We start from the raw sequence: 18,304 nt of genomic DNA, 5'->3' as shown, positions 1-18,304 counted from the left end.
AGGATACGCAAGGCGCGCGGAGCCGTGACAATCGTGACGACCCAGCGCGCCCATGACTACGCGCTGCGACTGACTGCTACGTCCCCCATCGCTCTCTGGCGCTCTCTACCGCTTCTCGAGAGCGACAGGCACGACGCTGCGCAGCCGGGCACACCGTGGACACCGGAGGAGCCGGCCGGGGCCGAGCCGCTCGGCCTGCTGCATCGGGAACGAAGCGGTGCTGAACACGTGCCCATCGGCACAGCGGACGACGGTGCGTTCCATCAAGTCCTAGAGTCCCTTCCCCAAGAGCCGCGTCTGGCTTACTGCCGCGACGACAAAAGCCACATTACGGGATCAAAGAGACGACTCTCCAGGCGGCACTCCGGCCTCGCCCGGCCCCTCTCCCACACCCCCACGGTACGCCCCAACTCCGTTCCCCCGCAGCCGGATCCACCCCTCGAAACACTCTCGGACCCCACGGCAAGAGCACCGGGGGTCCGCGATGAGGTACAGTGAGCGAGCGTTCGGACACCGACTCGGTCGGCGTCTTACGCGGGTGTAGTTTAATGGTAGAACATCAGCTTCCCAAGCTGAGAGCGCGAGTTCGATTCTCGTCACCCGCTCCATGGAGAAGGCCCAGGTCAGAGACCCGGGCCTTTTTGCTGGCCATCGTGATCAGTTGTCGCGTGCCAGATTCGTGCCAGAACGCTGGGCGGGACCCTTCTGAGCGGCAGCTGCCCGAGCCTTACGGACGGTGGCGTCGAGGCCGGCGGCGACCTCTTCCTGTCGCTCGTCGTCGGAGTGCTGATAGATCAACGCGGCCTTCTCGGAGGACTGCCCGGCACGGACCATCGTGTCCTTCAGGGTGGCCCCTGACCGCGTGGACAGGGTGTGCCCGGTGTGGCGGAGGTCGTAGAACCGGAAGCCCTCGGGCATGCCGACGACCTCACCCGCCCTGCGCCACCTCCGGCCGAAGGTACTGCGGCGGAAGGGAGCCCCCTTCTCCCCCACCAACAGCAGTCCGTCGGGTCCTTCCTCGGCGTACGACTCCAAGTGCCATCGGAGCTCCCGATGGAGGAAGGCGGGAAGAATCACAGTCCGGGTTCCGGCCTCGCTCTTGGTGTCGCCTTGGACGCGTCGCCCGTTCATGCGTTCCGGCTCGGCGAGGCGAACACGGATCCTCAGGGCGTCAAGCCCCGGCTGCGCTCCGCTCCGCCGGGCGCGCTCACGGCTCCGCTCGGGGCGCCGCTCCTGCCTCCGACCCGCTCCGCCTCCGCGCGCTCACATGTGGATAGGGTCGGTGGCCATGAGTCGAGCACCGTGGAGCGCGGCCCAAGGTCAAGACGATGCCTCCGGCGGGGGATCGGCCGGCACCAGGATGGAGGGGGCGCCGCCGCCGGCCGCGGGCACGTAGTGGCGTGCGCGGGTGCTCCCATCCCATCCACCGTCGACCCAGGCAGAGCCGAGCAGACGCGGCCCAGGGGCGTCAAGGTCGTTCGTACAGTGGCGCGCTCCACCTTGACGCCCCTGAACCACGCCCGCTCCACGGTGTGTGGGTCGACGGCGGACGGGATGGGAGCTGGACAACTGCATAGGCTCTCGGAACACCCCGAGCATGCCCACCAATCACGCCGACGCACCGGGCAACTCCAAGATCCCCGACAGAGTCAAGCTCAGCTATGGACTGCCTGTTTGACGCCGTCCTTGTCGGTGATGCTGACGGAAACGCGCCACCGCGTCCGCTTGTCGGCCTCGATCTTGACCGTACCGCCGAACTTCCGGCCATCCAGGTCTTTCGCCTTCATCGAGGCACCGTAGGTGGCGCTGTCGTCACACACTTCGATCCCGGCGCGCAGCGCTGTCCCATTACTGACCTGCAGACCACCCGGGGGACCGAGACAGTCGTACCGCACGGACAATGCGGCAATCCGGTCCGCAGCCACGGGCAGCTTCACCGTCCCCGGACCCAGCCGGCCCGGTGTCTTAGCGCCCTTGTCAGGATTGTCCGGATCGGACACCAGCGCCGCCTTCGAGGCACTCGGCGAAGGCGGCGTACTCTTCCCGCCGCTGCACCCGGACACCACAGCGGCGGACACCACCAGCAGAACGATCCCTGCGCTGCGCATCAGCTTTTCCCGTGCCACGTCTCGCGGCCCTTGTAGACCAGCCGCGCCGATCCCTTGCGCAGCACCTTGGTTTTGCAGTTGGGCTCGGTCTTGTTGTAGTTCCACTTCGTGTACCTGACCTTCACCCCGGCGTGCAGGTAACCGTGCCTCATCGTCTTCGGCACCTTCCACGACCACGTGTAGGTGGTGCTGTTCGTCCACTGCCAGGCGAAGTGGTAGTCGAACTCAGCCGACGCCTTGACGAACACCACCTTGGCTTCGCCGGAGATCGCCCCGCCGACCGTCGACGTCGTCGTCTTCCCCTTGTGGAAGGTGATGCTGATCGTCGTGCCGCTGTCGCCGCCGGAACGGGGTTCCATGTCCCTGTAATACGTGTAGCTGCCCGAGAAGTCGTAGCCCTTGTCGGGCGGGCATGACATCGGATGGACCGTCCCGGCACTGGCGGGTACAGCACCCACAGCGGCAAGTGCGGTGGCGGCGCAGCCGACTGCGACGATCTTGGGTATGGAACGCACGTGTTTCCCCGTATTTCTCTCGATGAAAGCGGCCCCGTCGACCGCCAGGAACTGACCCTAGGGCGCAACTTTCCTTCCGGTCACGGCAGTTGAGTGAAACATGAGGTTCACAGGCGGGCGATGCCGAGCACGGCGTAATGGACGCCGTCGCCTTTTCAGGCGGCAGTCGCGGAGGATCTTCCAGCCCTTCATGCGGGCGAAGGTGTGCTCGACGCGGGCGCGAACTCGCTTGTGGGAGCGGTTGTGTTCCTCCTTCCAGGCGGGGAGTTCCTCGCCATTCGTTTCTCAGTGCGGGATGACGAGTCCGGTGCCCTGGTAGCCGTGGATCTTGAGAGTGACCCACCGGCATCCTGCTGTACAGCAGCCGGATACAGCAACCACAGCAACCGGTCCCACCCCGTAGCGTCCCCTTGGGGCCGATGCGCGACCTGTATGACCGTCTCCGATCGAACTCTGTAGAGCTACGGATCAGAAGGCTTCTGACCTCCATGGCTGACGACGCCGGACGGGAGCGCACACCACTGGCCCTGTACCGCAGCCGCTCCAGCCGCCGGCAGCAGTCGTAACAGACTCGGACCGAACTCCTGAAGCGGCGTCGTAAGAGGGCCAGCGCCTCCACCTGCTGCGGTCGCTACGCTCGGACTTGTGAGCGAAGACGCCCGACTCTTAGCGAACCACCGAGTTCACCTCGTGCCCGTTGTGTTGGCCTTGGCCAATCCACCATGGCAGGGGGAAGTGTGGCTCGAACCGTCGACGTTCGAAAACCTGGACCATGTTTTCCACACGCTCTTCGACGACTTCTGTGACGCCGACGAGCCGGACCGGTACCTCGGAGTCAGCCTCCGAAGTGACGAAGAGGTCGTTCTGATGAGAGAGCTCGGTGTCGCGCTCAACGCCGCGGCGGCCGAGGCGCCCAACGACACGGACGCGGAGTATCTCCAGGCCTCTTCCTGGCCGGAAGTCGTGGCGATCGCCGGACGCCTCGCTCAGGTCATGGTCGCGAACGACCTTAGGGAACTCGCCGTGCTGCTCGACGACGCGGCCGTGCCAGACCCGTGCCAGATCGTGCGGGGAACCACGGGGAACAGCGGAGAACGGGCAGGAGGAGATCCAAGCTCCGAGACGGCGTCGCCACAGATCAGCCCGGCAACCACTCGTAAACGCCCCTAGCTTCCCGAGCTGAGAGCGCGAGTTCGATTCTCGTCACCCGCTCCAGAGAGAAACCCCAGGCCAGCGGCCTGGGGTTTGTTTGGTTCCGGTCACTCGGCGCCCCGTCGCTCCCTGAACCGGGCGGCGGCCGCGGCGAGATCCACGATCGGGGCGGGGTAGTCCAGGCCCGCACGGGCGGCTGCGTCGAGATGGGGGACGCGGTGGACCGCCGTGGCGTCGAGGTGGCGGAGCTCGGGGAGCCAGCGGCGTACGTACTCCCCGCGGGGGTCGTACCTGCGTGCCTGGACGAGTGGGTTGAGGAGCCGGTTCGGGCGGGTGTCCGTGCCGGTCCCGGCGACCCATTGCCAGTTGAGCTGGTTGTTCGCCACATCGCCGTCGACCAGGAGGTCCAGGAAGTGGCGGGCTCCCACCCGCCAGTCCACGTACAGCGTCTTGGTGAGAAAGCTCGCCGCGAGCAAGCGGGCCCGGCCCGGCATCCAGCCCTCGTGGCAGAGCTGTCGCAGGGCGGCGTCGACGACGGGGTAACCCGTGCGGCCGTCCCGCCAGGCTTCGAACTCCTTGGTGGCGCGGCGCCAGCAGTCGTGCCGGGGGCGGTAGTCATGGTCGGCCGCGTCGGGGCGGGCCGCCAGGACCTGGTGATGGAAGTCCCGCCAGGCGAGCTGGCGGACGAAGGCATGCGCACCGGGACCGTCCTGGGCGCGGGCCCGGTGCAGCAGTTCGGTGGGTGAGAGGCAGCCGAAGTGCAGGTAGGGGGAGAGGCGGGAGGTCGCGTCGGCGGCCAGGTCGTCGTGCCGGTCCTCGTATGCGGACAGCGGGCCCGCCAGCCATGACCGCAGCCTGCGACGGGCCTCGGATTCCCCGCCGGCGGGCAGGCTCGGCGATGTGGAGCCCGACGCGAGCGACGCTGCGCGAGCAAGGCCGGCCGAACCTACGTCCGGTAGCCGTACGACGTCCGGTGCGGGCAGGACGCCGCGCACGGAGAAGCTCTCCCATCGGCGGAAGTACGGGGTGAAGACGGCGAAGTGGCCCTTGCCCACAGGTGTCAGCGCTCCTGGCGGTACGACCGTCAACGAGGCGTCATGGACGCGTAGTTCGCGTCGGTCGCCGGCCAGCTCCGCGCGCAGCCGGTCCTCGCGCCGTGCCGCGTAACGGCTCACCCCGCCCGCGATGTGCACCACGGTTGCACCGGTCTCCGCCGCCACCCGACAGGTCTCCTCGACCACGTCGCCGACGCGCACCACCAGCCGGCCGCCCCGAGCCCGCAGGGCCGCGTCGAGGTCGGTCAGGCTGCCGGCGAGGAACGCCGCGCGGTTGGGTCCGGCGAAGCCGGTGCGGCGGATGCCGGTGTCGACGACGAAGAGCGGGACCACACGTTCGGCGTCCTTCAGAGCGGCCTGGAGGACCGGGTTGTCGTGCACCCGCAGGTCGGCGGTGAACAGGGCGACCGAGACGCGCACAGTTCTTGGGCCCCCTCAGTGAGTACGGGCCGGTTCGGGGGCGGCCGATTCTGCCGCGGCGGCGATGTTGCGGGCCATGCCGCCGAAGATCGCGGCGTGGAAGGGGGCCACGCCCCACCAGTAGGCGTGCCCGGTCAGGCCGTGCGGATGGAACAGTGCCCGCTGCCGGTACACCGTGCGCCCCTGTGGATCCTGGTCGACGGCCATCTCCAGCCAGGCCAGGCCCGGCAGCCGCATCTCCGCGCGCAATCGGAGCAGCCGGCCCGGCTCGATCTCCTCCACTCGCCAGAAGTCCAGGCTGTCGCCGACCCGCAGCCGGGTCGCGTCCCGGCGGCCCCGACGCAGGCCGACACCGCCCACCAGGGTGTCCAGCCAGCCCCGCAGGGACCAGGCGAGCAGCGAGGAGTACCAGCCGTTCTCGCCGCCGATCGCCTCCACCACCCGCCACAGGGCCTGCGGCGACGCCTCGACCGTGCGCTCGCGGTGATCCGTGTAGAGGCTCCCGCCCGCCCAGTCGGGGTCGGTGGGCAGCGGGTCGCTGGGGGCACGGGGAACCGAGGCCGAGGACCACCTGGTGGCAACATCCGCGTCCTGCACGCGCCTCAGAGCCAGCCGGATCGCCCGGTCGAGGGTGACCGGTCCCTCCGGAGGGTCCGGCACATAACGGACGATGTCCCGCTCGGCGCAGACCACCTCGTGTTTCAGCGACTCGACCAGCGGGCGAGCGAGAGCGCCCGGCACCGGGGTGACCAGACCGACCCAGAGGCTGGACAGCCGGGGGGTGAGCAGCGGAACGGGCACGATGACGCGCTTCGGCAGACCGGCGACGACGGCGTACCGCCGCATCATCTCCTCGTATGTGACGATGTCCGGTCCGCCGATGTCGAAGGCGCGGTTCACGTCGTACGGCAGCCTCGCGCATCCCACGAGGAGGCGCAGCACGTCGCGGACGGCGATGGGCTGGATGCGGGTGCGCACCCAGCTCGGGGTCACCATCACGGGCAGCCGCTCGGTCAGATATCGCAGCATCTCGAACGAGGCCGAACCCGACCCGATGATCACGGCTGCCCGCAGTACGGCGGTCGGCACGCCCGAGGCCAGGAGGATGCGGCCCACTTCGGCGCGGGACCGCAGATGGGGTGAGAGTGCGTGCTCGGGTACCCCGGAAGGGCTCAGCCCGCCGAGGTAGACGATCCGACGGATTCCGGCGGCACGCGCCTGCTCGCCGAATATCCTGGCCGCGCGCCGGTCGGTCTCCTCGAAGCCCCGACCGGTGCCCAGCGCGTGCACCAGGTAGTACGCGACGTCCACGCCCTCCATGGCCGCACGTACGGCCCCCTCGTCCGTCACGTCCCCGCACACGGCCTCCACCTGCCCGAACCACGGATGGTCCCGCAGCTTGCCGGGGGCGCGGGCCAGGCAGCACACGGAATGCCCGGCGGCCAGCAACTCCGGCACCAGCCTGCCGCCGATGTAACCGGTGGCACCGGTGACCAGACAGCGCAGCGGCCGGTCGTCGTCGGTCATGCCGATCGCACGCATGCCTGTCGAGTGCGCCTTGTGCTGCGACGGCCGGCGGACCGGGGGGCAGGAAACGTCATGGCTCTCATGTCCTCCCGGGACGTGCCTTCCGACATGCCCTGTCGCTGTTCCCTGAACCCATACTTGGACCCTTGGGCGAGCTCCGCAACCTCGCCGTCCCCGGCCCGAGGGTGGTGACAACGGCGTCGGCACACGCCTGGGTGCCAACCGTCCCGGAGCCCCGCCCAGTGCGCCTTCCACGGTTACTGCGGGCAGGCGCCGGCCCACCCACGACACCCCTGCGGGGGGACCACGGCCCGGCGCTTCGAGGGTGCGCACGTGCCCCATCCGTGCCCGTAAGTGCGGACACCCACGGTCAACTACGGGCGCTCGGCCCCTGTGCAACGACGCCAGCACAACGAATCCGCACAGGTCAGCGGCCGTTCCATCGGCCAAGCGCCGTCGCTTCCCAGGCTGAGAGCGCGAGTTCGATTCTCGTCACCCGCTCCATGTGAAACCCCCAGGCCAGAGGCCCGGGGGTTCCTTGTTGTCTAGACCCGTGAGTGGACTAGCGCACCACTAGTAGGGCTTGGTCATCTTCACTCCTGAGTGGCGTGTCTGTTGCCTCGTGGGTGGCGTTGTCGTGGTGTGACACCTGAGGAGATGACCGAGGCCCGGGGGGACCTGGAGGCGTTCGCGGCGGAGTTGTTCGACGGGTTCTTCCGTGCGGACCAGCGGCGGTGGGGACAGGCGTATGTGCGAGGGCTGCTGCTGGACGGGCGGCGTAAGTCGGTGGAGCCGATGGCAGCCCGCCTCGGCGAGGACGGCAACCGGCAGGCGCTGGCGCACTTCATCACCTCCAGCCCGTGGGATCCGGCGCATGTGCGGGCCCGGCTGGCCTGGAGGATGCACGAGGCGATCGGTCCGGAGGCGCTGATCGTTGACGACACCGGCTTCCTCAAGGACGGGGACGCGTCTGCGTGTGTGTCGCGGCAGTACACCGGCACCGCGGGCAAGGTCACCAACTGCCAGGTGGGAGTGTCGCTGCACCTGGCCCGTGAGCAGGCCTCGGCCGCAGTGAACTGGCGGCTGTTCGTGCCCGCTTCATGGGATCCGGCCTCTGGACAGGCGGATGCGGCCAAGGTCGCCCGCCGCGGCCGTTGCGGCATCCCCGCCCAGGTGGGGCATGTGGAGAAGTGGCAGCTGGCCCTGGACATGATCGACGAAACCCGGTCGTGGGGCGTCGATGTCCCCTTGGTCGTGGCGGATGCCGGATACGGCGATGCCGCCGCCTTCCGTCTGGGGCTGGAGGAACGCAGCCTGCCCTATGCGGTCGGGATCTCCTGCCGCCACACCGCCCATCCGGCCGACGCCCGGCCCGTCCAGCCCCCTACGCGGGCACCGGCCGGCACCGAAAGCGCAGTACCCCGACCCTGCGCAGACGGTGAAAGACCTGGTCATCGCGGTACCGGGCGGCTGCACGGCCGGTTTCCTGGCGGGTAGGCTCCCGGCCGGGCACGGGCCGAAACGGCTTCAAGCGCATGTACTCGCGGTTCGTCGCCCTCAGGGTCCGGCCCGCCGGACGGGGCCTACGCAAGACCACGGACGCTCCCGAGCTGCCTGAACGCTGGCTGCTGGCCGAATGGCCCGCCACCGAGAGCGAGCCGGTGCAGTTCTGGCTGTCCAGCCTGCCCTCCGGCATGCCACTGGCCACCCTGGTGCGGCTGACCAAGCTGCGCTGGCGCATCGAGCACGACTACCGGGAGATGAAACAGGCCCTGGGACTTGCCCACTTCGAAGGCCGCACCTGGGGCGGCTGGCACCACCATGTCACCCTCGTCTCCGCCGCCCATGCCTTCTGCACCCTCAGGCGCATGGCTCGCGCCCCAAAAGACACAGCGGCGGTCTGAGTCTCTACCAGATCGTCCGTGAACTGCAGACACTCCTCGCCCTCTGGACCGGCGCCTGCCCCACCTGCCGCCGCGACATACCCGCACCGATAGCAAGATGACCAAGCCCTACTAGGGCTCGGAGGGCTCCCCCAAGCACCAGGACCAGGCCGACACCCGCCAAGCATGACCACGCCCCCCAACCCCACTGCCTCCAGACCGATGCCCCGCCAGATCGAGGTGCGGGCTCAGGTCAGAACCTCGGGCCGGCAAGGGGCACTGCAAACGTGCCGCAGCCCTTCCCAGTCAGCGGGGCCCGAATCCGCAATAGGTGCGGTGGACGTAGCGGTAGGCCGCGATGACGCCGGCGACATAGCCACGGTTGTACTCGGCGGACGCCCCAGGCTTACCGCTCCGTCCACGGGTGTCGCCGCGGATGCAGTCGCGGGCATATGCCAGGCCGTCCCGGTATCCGTCCTTGTAGCCCTGGTCGTAAGGGCTGATTCTTGGCGAGCTGGGCTCCGCGACCGCCGTCGGAACAGACTGTGCCGTGAGCGCCTGCGCGTTCGCCGGCAACGGGAGCAGAAGTGCGGTGGCAGCCACCGGGGTTGCGAGGAGGACACACAGTCGCTTCGCATGCATGGCTTCCTCCTTGACCGGGAAACAGGACGCCAGCTACAAGCCGTCACCGGCTCGGCCGAGTGACCCGTTCCCATTGCTTGACTGGACCTGTGCGGGGGAGGAACGGGCTTCTGCCCGTGTTGAGGTATCTGTCAAAGCCGACAGTACTGTTACGGCGCACGAAGCCTTACTGACAGGCTATGGCGGGTGATTCCGGGCCGCGACCCGAGACCGTCGCCCAGGCAAACGGCGTGGAACATTGGTCCTCACGAAGTGCCCGATGCCGCCCAGCGGCGATCGCAGCTTTCCAAGCGGATGGCTACCACACCGTCGTCACGGGCCCGCCGTCGCCGCTTGTTGTGGTTGACGACAAGCCCGAAAGCGTGGCTGATGCCGGTGGAACTGCAGGGAGACACGCGCCCCTGACCGGTCGGCGCGCCCGCCGACGCCACCCCTTCCGCCTCACCGACGGCTGCGGCCCCGTCCGCGACAACACCGGCGCCGGAAGACCATGGGGACGACGGAGAGCGCGACGAGGGGAAGGGCAAGTACGGCAAGAAGAAGGGCAAAGAGTCGGACGACTGAACCACGGCCGCAGAAGCCTCCGTTGGACGGCTGACGGCCCGGTCACCGCATGCCGCAGGGCCGCACGCACCCGCCGGTCCGGTGCATGCGGCCCTGGCGGGGGCGAGCGGTCACCTGCCCAGCGCACCCCGGCCGATGAACATCACAGGGACGCAGGTCGAAGCGACGTAGATCACCGCGCCGACTGCGCGCGGTTGTAGATACGCCGCCTTTACTGCCCGTGGAGACAGCAGAGCCGCCTGCCTCTTCGTGGGCCAGGTAGTACCGCAAGGTCACCACGAACGGGAGACCGACGACGGTGTTCGGGTTATTGCACGTCCACGAAGTCGCCGGTTGCCTTGACGGCCGGGGTGGTGGAGGTGCCTGCGAAGTCCCAGCGCCAGTAGCCGTCTTCGGACGCGGGGGCCGAGGTCGTCAGGTTGCCGGTGCTGGAGGTGTACACGGTCTTGATGGTGGTGTAGGTCGTAGTACCGGCCTTGCGGAACTGGAGCTTGACCGGCTGGTTGGCATAGCCCCGGTAATCGAGCGTGTCCCAGTTGGCCCGGGTGAGCTTGCCGGTGATGGTGAGCGTTTTGCCCTTGGCGATCGGCTCAGGACTCGCGTTGGCGGTCAGCTTGGAGTGCCGCTGGAGGCGGGTGGTGGTGTAGGCCCACCGGTCGGTGTAGCTGCCGTCGTTGGCCGACACCTGGACTTCGACCTTCCAGGTGCCGGCGTCGGCGTTCGTGAGCCACCAGTCCGGTTCGAAGGTGAAGGTCTTCGAGCAGGTCGACGTCGTACTGCTGGAGGCGACGCAGTCCGCCGGGGTGGTCTTCTCGTTGGGCTCGATGAAGCTGTCGGCGCTGAAGTAGGGGTCGGTACCGTCCGGGCCCCGCCACAGGTAGAAGTCCGCGTCCCAGATGCCCGACGGGTCGGTGGCGGTCGCCGAGACCGTGATCGTCTTGTCAGCCGTGTCGACCACGATGTTCTTACCGCCGTTGACGACGACGCTGTCGACCTGGATGTCGCCCACGTTGTCGTCCGCGTAGGCACCAGGGACGGCGAAGCCTGCCACTCCGGCGACGGCAGTGATTACGGCAAAGGCAGCGCGCTTGCGCATGTATCTCCTTCACGGAGCGATGAGTAGAAGCCGCCGAAGGGGCACGGCGGGGCAGTTGATGCCGGTCAGGGTCCGGTGACGGACTTGATCGGGTAGGGGAAGCTCTCCTGCTGCCAGACCACCGTGAACCTGGCGCTCGGGGCGGTGTCGACCTGGGGGACGCGACCGTCCGAGGTGAGTGTCTTCGTCGCGCCGAACGTTCCGGAGCGGCTGACCAAGCGGGCGCTGGTCTTGGTGTAGCTGTACGGAGGCGTCGACTTGGCCACGACCGTGTGGAAGACCAGCATGCCGTCGCCGTCGTCGTCGAGGGCCAGGTCGGGCCGGTCGCCGAGGCCGAGGGTGGTGACGGCGCCCCGGGTGCCGCCCGCGGACAGCCGACGGCCGAGCAGTTCCAGCTTGCCGTTGGCGTAGCGGGTCCACACGATCATCGAGTCGCCGTCGAGGTCGGTTGCGAGCGCATGGTGGAAGCCCGCGTTGTCCGCTGCGGCCGAGATGCGCAGCGGAGCCGCCAGGGTGCCGGTGCGGCTCCAGCGGGAGGCCCAGACCTGCGCGACGGCGCCACCGCCCGAGTGGTAACTGATGACCGCGTCGCCGTCTCGGTCCACCCCGACCCGCACCATGCCGAAACCGCCGTACGACGCGATCGGCGTCGTGAGCACCTTCGTGGCGGAGACGGATGTCGAGGTGATCCGCCTGGCCACGACGTCCGAGGCCCGTGCCCAGGCCACGACGAACTGGCCGTTCCGGTCGACACCGATGGCCGGCTTCTCGGCCGAGCCCGAGCCGAGGGTGATGGGCGCGCCGACCGTGCCGTCGAGCTTGATGCGCCGGGCGACCGCGTACCAGCTGCCGTCACGGATCTCCGCCCAGGCCGCCATCGCGGTGCCGCCCGGCGTCACCGCGACGACCGGGGTGGTCGCGGGGGCCGACGTGGAGAGCTTCTGGAGCGGTCCGACGAGGCTGCCGGAGGCGGCGACCCGCCGGCCCACAACCTGGCTGTCCTGCTGCCAGACCACGGCCGAGTCCCCGGTGTCGTCAGAGGCGGTCTCCGGCCAGGACACCGCGGCGCCGTCCGGCGACAGGGTGCGGATCGCCCCCTTGGTGCCGCTCGCGTACTGCACCCGAGTCTGGACCCGCTGGTAGGAGTACGTCGTCGACATGTCGCCGGCCGTCCAGGCCAGCAGGGCGTCGCCCTGGCGGTCGACGGAGACCTGGGGCGAGTCGGCGGCGGACCAGCCGGACGCCGAGACGTTCCACGACGACGTCCACGCCGCCTCGGCGTTGATCGCCATCGTCGCGGTGACCGCGAGCCCGGCCGCCGCAGCGGCAGAGGCCCCGGCGAGGAAACGACGCTTCCAGGAACGCCGATGACGAGCTGCCCGCAGTGCCACTCTGATCCCTCGGTTCACATTGACATGGCTCAGGCACAGCACACAGACCGGCCCGCGGTATCCAGCGCACCTGCATGCTCAAACGTCACCCAGCCGTCGGCGACCTCACCCTCGACTGGCGGCACACGACACACGAGGACACCGGCATGAGGGCGGCAAGTCGCCGGCCCGCCTCCGCACTGTGCGATGCCTGTGCAGATGCAACACAACACGCCGCATCGTGTCGGCTGGGCCATCTGGGAGGACTGACGTGGCCCGCCGAACCTTCACAGGACCGCGCATCGCCTGTGCCGTAGTGCTCTTCCCTGTTGCCGCGTGCACTTCGGATCGTTCCGGTGCCAAGGGGCCTTCCCAGCCCACGCGTTCGTCCGAGCCGGGTTCGGCAGCGGTGACGACGGGCCCGAGCATCAGACAGCCCCCGGTACAGAAGCCACCGGAGCTGGACGACGACGAGACGCTCGCCGGCCGTCAGAAGGTGACCGGCGGGAACGCGAGCATCGAATTCAGCAAGGGCAAGAAGGGGGAGGCTCTGATCGTCGCGGTGCGTTGCCAAGGTGCCGGGAAGATCGAGGTTGCGGTGCGATCCGTGCATGTCTCCTTCGTCCTGAACTGCCTCGCCGGAGAGGTCAGCACCACGTAACAACCAAGTGGTCGTCGGCGGGGTGGATCGTGGGGGCGTCGTAGCCGTCGAGGCGCCCTCGGCCGTGCGCTGGTCCATGACGATCGGCCGCGGTGCGGCCACCCTGACCGAGTCGGACGGAACGCCTCCATGAGGCTCTTACGCCGCTGAAGAACACAGCTAGGGTGATCCGGGGTGGCGAGAACGCTGCGCAGTCAGCAGGAGGTGGCGGGTGGGGTCAGCTGATCCCTTGGCGGTGAGGGTGCCGGTCGGCGAGGGCTCCCATCTGTGGACCAGCCGGTCGACCCGTCGCAAGGTACTGCTGGTGGTGCACAACGTCACCTCCGCCGGACGCCTCCTGGACGTTCTGCCCCTGTTCCGTGACGACTTCCGTGTACAGCTGCTCGTGACCTCCACCGAGTCTTCCGCGTTCCGAGCGGGACTCCCCGAGCTGTTCGCTGAGCTGGAGCTCCCCGTACTGCCGTGGGAGCAGGCCCGATCAACACCGGTCGACCTGGCGGTCTCCGCCAGTTTCGGGGGACAACTGCACGCCCTGCAAGGCAAATTGAGCGTTTTGTCGCATGGTGTCGGCTACAGTAAGAAACTGGCAAAGCCGGGAGCAGCCGGGAGCAGCCGGGAGCAGCCGGGAGCACCCGGGAGCAGCCGGGAGCCGACGTTCGGTCTTTCGCGGGAGTGGCTCCTCGTCGATGGCGAACCGTTCGTGGACGGTCTCGTCCTGTCCCACCCCGAGCAGTTCGCGCGGTTGCGCCGCGCGTGCCCGGAGGCCGAGAGTTCGGCGGTATTCGCCGGGGACCCTTGCTTCGACCGCATGCTGGCGGCCCGCCCCTACCGTGAACGGTTCCGGCGAGCCCTGGGCGTGCGCCCCGGCCAGCGGCTCGTGGTGCTGAACTCCACCTGGAACCAGGAGGGTTTCTTCGGGAACGGAGGCAGGGAAGACGTACTGCCGAGTCTGCTGCCGCGCCTCACGGCCGAGTTGCCGGCCGACGAGTACCGGCTGGCCGCGATCCTGCACCCGAACATCTGGTACGGGCACGGCCCGGGTCAGATCCGTGCCTGGCTGGACCGAGCGCGCCGTGGCGGGCTCACCTTGATCGACCCCGTGCATGCCTGGCGACAGGCCCTCATGGCCGCGGACGTGGTTCTGGGTGACTTCGGCGCGGTCTCCTACTACGCCGCGGCCCTGGGCCTCCCCGTGATGCTGGCGGCCGCCGCGCAGGACCGGCTGGATCCCGAGGCACCGCTCGCGTCGTTCGTGCGGGACGCACCGCGTCTCGATGCGCACGATCTCTTGCGGGAGCAGATCGAACGGGTGCTGACCGGGCACCGGCCGCTCGCCGAGCCGGCCGGGTTCACCACCTCTGCGCCCGGCGCCTCGGCGGCTCTGCTGCGACAGCACTTCTACAAGTTGATGGACCTCCCGGAGCCCGACGCTCCCGCTCTCCTGGAGCCACTGCCGCTGCCGGCGTACGACCCACCGCGGCGCACGGCTCCCCTGCACGTATGGACACGTGTACGGGGGACGGACGTCATCATCGAACGCTCCACGGGGCGCCCGCACCGGACCGACGGAAACACGCACCTGGCCGTCCACGAGGACAGCCTGGACCCCGACAGCCTGGAGTCCGCCGACGTGATCACGCGTGAGGGGCAGCCGGACGACCCCCGGCTCGGAACCCCGGAGGCCTGGACCGCCGAGGTACTGCGCCGGTATCCGCGCTGCCCGGTCGCCGCGTACGTATCGGGCCCGCACACGTGCACCGTCCGGGTGCGCGACCACGGTGCGTTCCGGCTGTCGGCCGAACCGGGCGCGGACGCCGACCCGGCGGCGTACGCGTCCTCGCTGGCCGCGTGGTTCGCCACGGGCGGCAAGGTGCCACCGAGCGGAATCACACTTCGGGTGCATGTGGCAGGTGCTGTACATCCGGTGGCTGTGGAGCCGGCCGCCCTACCCGGCGACCTCGCAGCGCAGCCGTAGGGCAGCCAGGTATCCCCGGTGCGGGGTCGCGGTCGGCGGGAGGAGACGTTCAGCCTCCGCGATCCTTGCCAGCGCCTCGGTGTTCTCACCCGTGTCGTGCAAGGTCTCGGCCAGGTCCGTGAGAGCACGGGCCTGGTTGTACGCCTCCCCCTGCTCGCCGAAGAACTCCGCCACAGCCGTCAGCAGGCTGCGTGACTCGGCGAGCCGTCCCATGCCACGCAGCGCCCGTCCTCGGTGGCGCCGGGACAGGGCGAAGGCGCGCGGCAGATCCTCCGCGCCCTCCTGGCCGGGCGCGATTCCGCCGTAGATGACCTCTGCCGCGACGAAGCGCTCGTGTGCCGTCTCGTATCGCCAGCGGTAGAGGTTCAGCAGGCCCTGCAACTCCACGGAAGACGCCTCGCCACGGAGGTGTCCGGCATCGCGCTCTGCCCTCACGGCGGCGTCCGCCTCCCGGTCGGCCTCCTCCCACCGGCCCAACTCCCCCAGACAGTGGGCGAGTTGGAAGTGCAGCGCGCCCGCGATGCGTGATCCCGGCTGGTGCTCGTCGGCGAGGCGGACCGCGATACGGAGCGCCGGCAGCACTTCGTCCCAGTGGCCCGCCTTGAGCTGGAGGGGCCAGAAGGCACGCCCCAGGCGGAGCGCGGTGGTGGTGTGCTGGTACTCCCGGGCGACGAACACGGCACGGACGAGGTTGCCCACCTCCGCCGCCAACACGTCCACGCCTTCCGCTTCGTCGCGGTACGCCTCCCCGTGCGCGGGCGCCGACTCGGTGCGCCAGCTCTGGGGCAGAGCCGCGTGGGCCGCGTGGAGCGCTCGGTGCAACAAGGCCTCGAGGGTTCGGGCGACCGCTGCGGAGCACTCGGGGATTCCGTGCTCCGGTGCCGCCGTGTCCGCCAGGTAGCGGCGTACCTCAGGCCGGAACCGATAGCGCTCGTCGGGCAGGGTTTCAAGCAGTTGAGCGTCCGCCGCTTCGGCCAGCATATGAGCGGTCTCTTCCTCGGTGGCGCCTGCCGCGGCCGCCGCGAGGTGGACCGTGACGGACGGCCAGTCGCCCAGGGCCGTCAGCCGGCAGAGCCGTGCCGTCTCCGGCCGGACACGGAGGCAACCGGCCCGCGCCGCGGCGCGTACCGGATCGCTCCCTGACGCCGTGGTCACCGGGGCTGGGAGCTCCAGCTCCAGGTCCTCGTTCAGCAGGCGCATCGCCGTTGCCCTCAGAGCGAAGGCGTTTCCTCCGCAGTGGGCAAGGACGTCCGGCATCCGCGGCCTCGCACGCGCGATCCGCTCCCGGCCGGCAATCCTCCTCATCATCTTCAGCGCGTCCCGGTCGCCCAGCCGAGGCACGGGAACTGGCTCCGCCTCCAGCGCGAAGGGCGAGCCTGACACGATGACCAGCAGAAAGACCTCGGGGGTGGACGGAACGAGTCCGCGGACCTGTGCGACCGAGGTCGCGTGGTCGATCACCACCATCGCGCGTCGGCCAGCGGTGAGCCGTCGATAGAGCTGTTCCCGGCCTGCCTCGGTAGGCGGGATCCGGTCGGGCCCGACACCCATCTGCCGGAGCAGAAGCAGAAGAACGGCCGCCGGAGCCGGTCCATGCTCTCCGGAACCGTCTCGAAGGTCGACGTAGAACTGTCCGTCGGGAAACCGGTCGTGACAGACGGCGCCCAGGCGCAGGGCCACCGCGGTGGTGCCGATCCCCGGCGGGCCGTACAGCAACGCGACTCGTGGGCGGCCCCCCGCGGGGCGGGTCGCCTCCCGTCTCAGTTGCCTGACGATGTCTCTGCGGTCGGTGAAGTGCCGTGTAGCGGGAGGCAACCCGCTCCCGGCCGGGAGTTCCGCCGCGTGCTGGGGGAAACTCCGAAGGAGCAGTGACCACTCCGCCGCCTGCCGCGGGTCGTCAGCCAGACGGGCATGCACGTGACTGGCCAGCGACTCGAAGTCCTCACGGCCGACGGGCAACGGCGTGTCTCTTCCCGTAGCCCTTCTCGCCAGTGCACCCGTTGACACCAGCAACTGCTTGCCCATCTCGCCGGCCGCGCCGTTGCCCACCGACGTGAGGAAGGCGGTCAGCGCACTGAGCGCCACGATCTCCAGCATGTCGGCCCTTCCCCCAAGTACCCGATCCGCCACTGGCCGGACTGTATCCCCGCGCCACCGACTTGCGGAAACATTCGGACAACCACCAACGGCCCTGCTCGACACCGCGACGATCTGTCACGGCCCGTGCTGCGACGGCATGTTGAGCCATGGAACACCGGTCCGCTCTCGTCCGAGTCCCGTTGATCAGCTTCGGCTGGCCCAACACCGCGATCGGCGACGAGGCTCCAGCACTGACCGCTGTTCGTCAGAAAGAGCGACTCGCCCGACCGGCGTCGGCCGTGTGCCGGCCCCCAGGATCTCGGGCAGGCGATACCTGCGCCATCCAGCAGCCGTCCCGGGTCAGAAGATGGCCCAGGCTTCCCTCGGCAGGCGGTGATAGATGTCATCCATCACATCGGCGGCCAGGAAGACAGGACGCGTGAGCAGATGATCGCCGGCTCGTTGCACGCAGAGCGCCACCCCAAGGGTCAGTGATCCTGGATCTGCGCCAGGCAGATAGAAGAGCTCCGTGAATGGTTCCCGGCTCTCCGCACGATCGAACAGCCACTGTTCCAGCTTGGAGGGAACCTGGCCGACCAAGGCCGTCTCGTCTGCACGGACTTGTGGTCCCCGACGCGCATCGATCGAGACTCCACACAAACCCTCGATCGCGAAGTAGAGCTTCAGGCCCGCTTCGGAGTAGGTGTGGCAATCGACGTCCCAAGGCCGGCAGTGCCGGCGCTCGGCCGCAGGGACACCGTCGAGTGCGGCGGACGCTTCGTCGGAAGTCATTCCGAACCTCAGTGGACCCACGCTCACGAACGGATCGAAGGTCCACTGCTGTCGCTCATTGTCCGACAAGACGTCCCACAGGCTCATGCGCCGCAGCCTACGCCGAGGCATTCGGCCGGTCTCCAGGATTGGAAGGGGGGTGGGTGCGGAGCCATTCGGTGTCCCGGGACACAGTGGTCCGGGGACGCCTGTCCGGCCACCCCCCTTGGCCGCCGTGTTCCTCAGCGAGGAACATCGAACCGGCTCATCTCCACCACTGAAGCCAACAGCCCCCACTGACAACGCCCTTGTTCCTGTGGGCAGCTGGGCAGCGCCTTCGCACCGGCGGAAACGCGGTGGCTCCCGGGCACCCGGTTCTGTAGCTTGCCCCCATGACCGACCACCGAAGGGGCAATGCCGCGTAGGCGCCCGTCAGCCCTGCGGGGCGCTCTCCCCGTCCGCACCCTGAAGCGGCGGCGGTATCCG

Annotated in this window: 12 protein-coding genes, 1 tRNA gene and 3 pseudogenes; 5 read left to right on the top strand and 11 right to left on the bottom strand. The window is 69.0% G+C overall.

What is annotated here, in order from left to right; translation table 11 throughout:
• Positions 1–534: 534 nt before the first annotated feature.
• Positions 535–608 (top strand) — tRNA-Gly (locus N8I87_RS21290).
• A 49-nt stretch (positions 609–657) separates the two neighbouring features.
• On the opposite strand, the pseudogene N8I87_RS21285 reads toward N8I87_RS21290, so the two are convergent.
• The 4 genes and pseudogenes from N8I87_RS21285 to N8I87_RS21270 form a co-directional block, all read right to left on the bottom strand.
• Positions 658–1,224: pseudogene (locus tag N8I87_RS21285) on the bottom strand (site-specific integrase); the annotation flags it as partial.
• A gap of 431 nt (positions 1,225–1,655) precedes the next feature.
• A complete protein-coding gene (locus tag N8I87_RS21280) occupies positions 1,656–2,126 on the bottom strand; it encodes a hypothetical protein (protein ID WP_263210806.1) in 471 nt (156 codons plus the stop codon).
• Positions 2,108–2,623, bottom strand: a complete 516-nt coding sequence (locus N8I87_RS21275) for a hypothetical protein (RefSeq protein ID WP_263210804.1) — start codon at positions 2,621–2,623, stop codon at positions 2,108–2,110. Before N8I87_RS21275 ends, N8I87_RS21280 begins: the two co-directional genes overlap by 19 nt.
• A gap of 107 nt (positions 2,624–2,730) precedes the next feature.
• A pseudogene (locus N8I87_RS21270) lies at positions 2,731–2,944 on the bottom strand (transposase family protein); the annotation flags it as partial.
• A 324-nt stretch (positions 2,945–3,268) separates the two neighbouring features.
• On the opposite strand from N8I87_RS21270, the gene N8I87_RS21265 reads away from it, so the two are divergent.
• On the top strand, positions 3,269–3,793 hold the full coding sequence (locus N8I87_RS21265) for an SCO4402 family protein (protein WP_263210802.1): 525 nt from the start codon (positions 3,269–3,271) through the stop codon (positions 3,791–3,793).
• An 89-nt stretch (positions 3,794–3,882) separates the two neighbouring features.
• Here N8I87_RS21265 and N8I87_RS21260 read toward each other — a convergent pair whose 3' ends face one another.
• Both N8I87_RS21260 and N8I87_RS21255 read right to left on the bottom strand, forming a co-directional pair.
• Positions 3,883–5,250: a cryptochrome/photolyase family protein gene (locus tag N8I87_RS21260; protein ID WP_263210800.1), complete on the bottom strand. Its 1,368-nt coding sequence runs from the start codon at positions 5,248–5,250 to the stop codon at positions 3,883–3,885.
• Positions 5,251–5,265: 15 nt separating this feature from the next.
• Positions 5,266–6,792 carry an SDR family oxidoreductase gene (locus N8I87_RS21255; RefSeq protein WP_263210798.1) on the bottom strand — a complete coding sequence of 509 codons (1,527 nt, stop codon included), beginning with the start codon at positions 6,790–6,792 and terminating at the stop codon, positions 5,266–5,268.
• Between the two features lie 642 nt (positions 6,793–7,434).
• Here N8I87_RS21255 and N8I87_RS21250 point away from each other — a divergent pair.
• Positions 7,435–8,681: pseudogene (locus N8I87_RS21250) on the top strand (IS701 family transposase).
• Positions 8,682–8,966: 285 nt separating this feature from the next.
• On the opposite strand, the gene N8I87_RS21245 reads toward N8I87_RS21250, so the two are convergent.
• The 3 genes from N8I87_RS21245 to N8I87_RS21235 all read right to left on the bottom strand — a co-directional run bounded on the left by N8I87_RS21245 (position 8,967) and on the right by N8I87_RS21235 (position 12,353).
• Positions 8,967–9,302: a hypothetical protein gene (locus N8I87_RS21245; RefSeq protein WP_263210796.1), complete on the bottom strand. Its 336-nt coding sequence runs from the start codon at positions 9,300–9,302 to the stop codon at positions 8,967–8,969.
• An 871-nt stretch (positions 9,303–10,173) separates the two neighbouring features.
• Positions 10,174–10,962 (bottom strand): calcium-binding protein, encoded by a 789-nt coding sequence (locus N8I87_RS21240; protein WP_263210794.1) that lies wholly within the window; start codon positions 10,960–10,962, stop codon positions 10,174–10,176.
• Between the two features lie 65 nt (positions 10,963–11,027).
• Positions 11,028–12,353: a hypothetical protein gene (locus tag N8I87_RS21235; protein WP_263210792.1), complete on the bottom strand. Its 1,326-nt coding sequence runs from the start codon at positions 12,351–12,353 to the stop codon at positions 11,028–11,030.
• A 388-nt stretch (positions 12,354–12,741) separates the two neighbouring features.
• On the opposite strand from N8I87_RS21235, the gene N8I87_RS21230 reads away from it, so the two are divergent.
• Together N8I87_RS21230 and N8I87_RS21225 are read left to right on the top strand one after the other, a co-directional pair.
• Complete coding sequence (locus tag N8I87_RS21230) at positions 12,742–12,993, top strand: hypothetical protein (RefSeq protein ID WP_263210790.1); 252 nt, start codon at positions 12,742–12,744, stop codon at positions 12,991–12,993.
• A 211-nt stretch (positions 12,994–13,204) separates the two neighbouring features.
• On the top strand, positions 13,205–14,968 hold the full coding sequence (locus N8I87_RS21225; RefSeq protein WP_263210788.1) for a hypothetical protein: 1,764 nt from the start codon (positions 13,205–13,207) through the stop codon (positions 14,966–14,968).
• On the opposite strand, the gene N8I87_RS21220 is transcribed toward N8I87_RS21225, so the two are convergent.
• Both N8I87_RS21220 and N8I87_RS21215 read right to left on the bottom strand, forming a co-directional pair.
• The gene (locus N8I87_RS21220; protein ID WP_263210786.1) at positions 14,939–17,065 is read right to left on the bottom strand and encodes an ATP-binding protein; all 2,127 of its coding nucleotides are present in this window, start codon (positions 17,063–17,065) and stop codon (positions 14,939–14,941) included. The two genes, N8I87_RS21225 and N8I87_RS21220, sit on opposite strands and share 30 nt — an antisense overlap.
• A gap of 342 nt (positions 17,066–17,407) precedes the next feature.
• On the bottom strand, positions 17,408–17,926 hold the full coding sequence (locus N8I87_RS21215) for a hypothetical protein (RefSeq protein ID WP_263210784.1): 519 nt from the start codon (positions 17,924–17,926) through the stop codon (positions 17,408–17,410).
• Positions 17,927–18,304 lie beyond the last annotated feature (378 nt).

Source organism: Streptomyces sp. HUAS 15-9 (assembly GCF_025642155.1).
Classification (GTDB): domain Bacteria; phylum Actinomycetota; class Actinomycetes; order Streptomycetales; family Streptomycetaceae; genus Streptomyces.
This window is presented reverse-complemented; position numbering and strand designations above follow the sequence as displayed.

What these genes read in the sequence shown, in the direction of transcription:
- N8I87_RS21255 (WP_263210798.1), bottom strand. Translation starts at nt 6,792, where the DNA reads ATGCGTGCGATCGGCATGACCGACGACGACCGGCCGCTGCGCTGTCTG.
- N8I87_RS21245 (WP_263210796.1), bottom strand. Translation starts at nt 9,302, where the DNA reads ATGCATGCGAAGCGACTGTGTGTCCTCCTCGCAACCCCGGTGGCTGCC.
- N8I87_RS21240 (WP_263210794.1), bottom strand. Translation starts at nt 10,962, where the DNA reads ATGCGCAAGCGCGCTGCCTTTGCCGTAATCACTGCCGTCGCCGGAGTG.
- N8I87_RS21220 (WP_263210786.1), bottom strand. Translation starts at nt 17,065, where the DNA reads ATGCTGGAGATCGTGGCGCTCAGTGCGCTGACCGCCTTCCTCACGTCG.
- N8I87_RS21215 (WP_263210784.1), bottom strand. Translation starts at nt 17,926, where the DNA reads ATGAGCCTGTGGGACGTCTTGTCGGACAATGAGCGACAGCAGTGGACC.